The sequence below is a fragment of the Streptomyces sp. SID11385 genome, assembly GCF_010548245.1.
GTDB lineage: Bacteria > Actinomycetota > Actinomycetes > Streptomycetales > Streptomycetaceae > Streptomyces.
Genome location: NZ_JAAGLR010000245.1, coordinates 1 through 240, shown reverse-complemented (window position 1 = coordinate 240; position 240 = coordinate 1). Strand labels below are relative to the sequence as shown.

Genomic DNA, 240 nt, shown 5'->3' with positions numbered 1-240 from the left:
TCGGCTTCCGCGATCATTCGGTCCTGGAGCGCGGTGGCAATCGTCCGGTCCTGGCCGAAACGCAGGTAGGTGCGGGGGACGCGTCCCCAGCTACCGGCCCGGCCGACCGCGCGGCCCGCGTACGCGGCGACGGGCTCGTCGGTCTGCATGCCGGCCAGGATCCGGCGGAAGTCGGCGTCGGGGTAGTCGGCGCAGATCATCTCCTTCAGCAGGGCCAGCGCATGGCTGTCACCCGTCCGG

Annotated in this window: 1 pseudogene; it reads right to left on the bottom strand. The window is 72.1% G+C overall.

What is annotated here, in order from left to right:
* Window positions 1-240, bottom strand: a pseudogene (locus G3I42_RS07380) (alpha/beta hydrolase); the annotation flags it as partial.